General features: G+C 71.7%; 1 protein-coding gene. It reads right to left on the bottom strand.

All coding sequences use genetic code 11. The annotated features are described in order from the left end of the window. Positions 1–55: 55 nt before the first annotated feature. On the bottom strand, positions 56–2,449 hold a 2,394-nt coding region (locus DQW85_RS24385; RefSeq protein ID WP_205315370.1), incomplete at its 5' end, for a PQQ-dependent sugar dehydrogenase.

Genomic DNA, 2,449 nt, shown 5'->3' with positions numbered 1-2,449 from the left:
GTGCGCGCGGCCGCCCGGGTTACTGGTGGTTGCCGGGATCTACTGGATGCGGGAGCTACTGGATGTTCGAGCGGCGGATCACGTCGGCGGCGCCGCTGCCGTTGTTGTCGGAGTTGGTGGAGCCGAACCAGATGGCGCCGGCGCCGGGCACCTTCTCCACGGCGCGGAGCCGGCCGTACGTGCCGTTGAAGTAGGAGTTGACGGTCGAGACGTTCTCGCCGTTCAGCACGATCCGCCACAGCCGCTGGCCGCGCAGGGCCGCCATGAACACCGTGTTGTTCACGATGGCGATGCCGCTGGGCGAGGCCTCGGCGACGCCCCAGGTGTACTTGGGATTGGTCATGCCGGAGGTGCCGCAGCTGCCCTCGCAGGTCGGCCAGCCGTAGTTCCTGCCGGGCAGGATCAGGTTGAGCTCGTCACGCGAGGCGTTGCCCAGCTCCGACGACCACAGGCGGCCGGCCGAGTCCCAGGCGATGCCCTGCGGGTTGCGGTGGCCGTAGCTGTAGACGCGGGTGCCGAACGGGTTGCCGGGCGCCGCCGCCCCCGTCCTGGTGATGCGCAGGATCTTGCCGTTGAGGGAGCGGAGGTTCTGCGCGTGGCTGGTCTGCTGGGCGTCTCCGGTCGTGACGTACAGATGGCCGTCGGGGCCGAACTTGATCCGGCCGCCGTTGTGGTACCTGTTCTTCGCGATGCCCTGCAGGATCGAGGTGTAGCCGCTCAGCGCCGTGCCGCTGAAGGTCATCTTGGCGACGCGGTTGCCCTCGGACGAGGTGTGCATGAAGAACACGTCCTGGTCCGAGCCGCCGTTCCAGGTCGGCGAGACGGCCACGCCCATCAGGCCGCCCTCGCCGTCCGTGGTCTGGCTGTTGGGAACGGTGCCGACCTGCGTCTTGGTGCCGGACGGGGTGACCTTGAACACGCGGAACGTGTCGCGCTCCGTCACCAGCGCGAACGAACCGTCGGGCGCCCAGGAGATGTCCCACGGCACGTCCCAGCCGCCCGCCACGGTCGTCGGCGTCTGCGGCACGGTGCCGCACGAGCCGGTGGTGAAGCTCGCGGACGGCTCGCTCGGCGTGGACAGCTGGTTGGCGCTGTCACGGGCGACGATGTTGAGCTGGTAGGTCCGGTTGCACTCCAGCGGCACGGTCGCCGTGGCCGGCGGCGGCGTGCCCGGGACGGTCTGCAGCACGGCGTTGTTCTGGTCGCGGATCAGGTAGGCCCGCACCCCGTTGTCGTCGGTGGAGGCGCCCCACGTCACCGTGGCGGAGGTGGGCTGCACGCCCGACACCGTGGGCCGGCCGGGCCGCGTCGGCGGGTCGTCGGCGGGCGCGGGCAGGGTCCGGCAGTTCGCCTCCGGGCTGCTGGCCGAGACGTTCCCGGACGCGTCGCGGGCGAAGACCGACAGCTGGTACGGGAAGTCCGCGTTCAGCCCGGTGAGCGTGTGCGGCGGGGCGGTCGCGGTGGCGATCTGGGTGCCCTGGTGGAAGATGTCGTACGCGACGACGCCGATGTTGTCCTTGGAGGCCGGCCAGTCGAGGCGCAGGCTGTTGTGCGTGATGCCGGAGCAGACCGGCTGGCCGGGCGGCGTCGGCCGCTCGGTGTCGCCGGAGCCGCTCACCCGCAGCCTGTCGAGGTTCGGCCCGCCGTTCGCGGTGGTGGCGGTGGCCCTGACCGTGTTGGAGCCGGCGTTGAGCGGCGCGTTGACGCTGATCTCCTGCCACGTGGTCCACGCGCCAGTGCCGGGGAAGGCCCGGTCCGCGGCGACCACCGTGCCGTTGACGGTGATCGTCAGCGGGCGGTTGGCGGTGGTGCCGTTGGCGAAGCGGAACGTGAGGCTCTGCTGGCCGGCGGACGCGGCGCTCACCGCGAACTGGACGTACGAGCCCGCCACGTTGTCGTAGTTGACGAACCCCGAGCCGGTGAAACCGGCGTGGTTGGACTCGACGACGCCCTGCGAGATCGTGGCGCTCTCCGCCTGGTGGTCGGTGAAGGCCGCCGACTGCGTGTCGGCCTCCAGGTAGTCCAGGTTCGGGTTGCCGCCCGCGCCGGCGGACGTGACCCTGATCGTGTTGGTCCCGGCGACCACCTGCGCGGTGAGCGTCACTGTGGCCCAGGTGGACCAGGCGCCGGTGGGCTCGAACGCCCGGTTCGCCGCGACCACGGCGCCGTTGACGGCGATGTCGCCCGGCCGGTTGGAGGTCGTGCCGTTGGCGTACCGGAGGGCCAGCGTGGCGGTGCCCGCGCTGGGGGCGTTGACCGTCCACTCGGTGTAAGCGCCCGCGACGTTGTCGCCGTTGACGAACCCGGTGCCGGAGAAGCCCGTGTGGTTGGACTCGACGACGCCCTGCGAGATCGTGGCGCTCTCGGCCTCGTACCGGGTGGGGGCCGCGGTGGTCGCGGCGGCCGGTGGGGCCGCCGCGGCGAGCAGTCCGGCGGCGAGCGCGACGGC

This window comes from Nonomuraea lactucae, from assembly GCF_003313395.1.
GTDB classification, from domain to species: Bacteria; Actinomycetota; Actinomycetes; order Streptosporangiales; family Streptosporangiaceae; genus Nonomuraea; species Nonomuraea lactucae.
The sequence above is the reverse complement of the archived record's forward strand: the minus strand, read 5'-3'. Positions and strand labels throughout refer to the sequence as shown.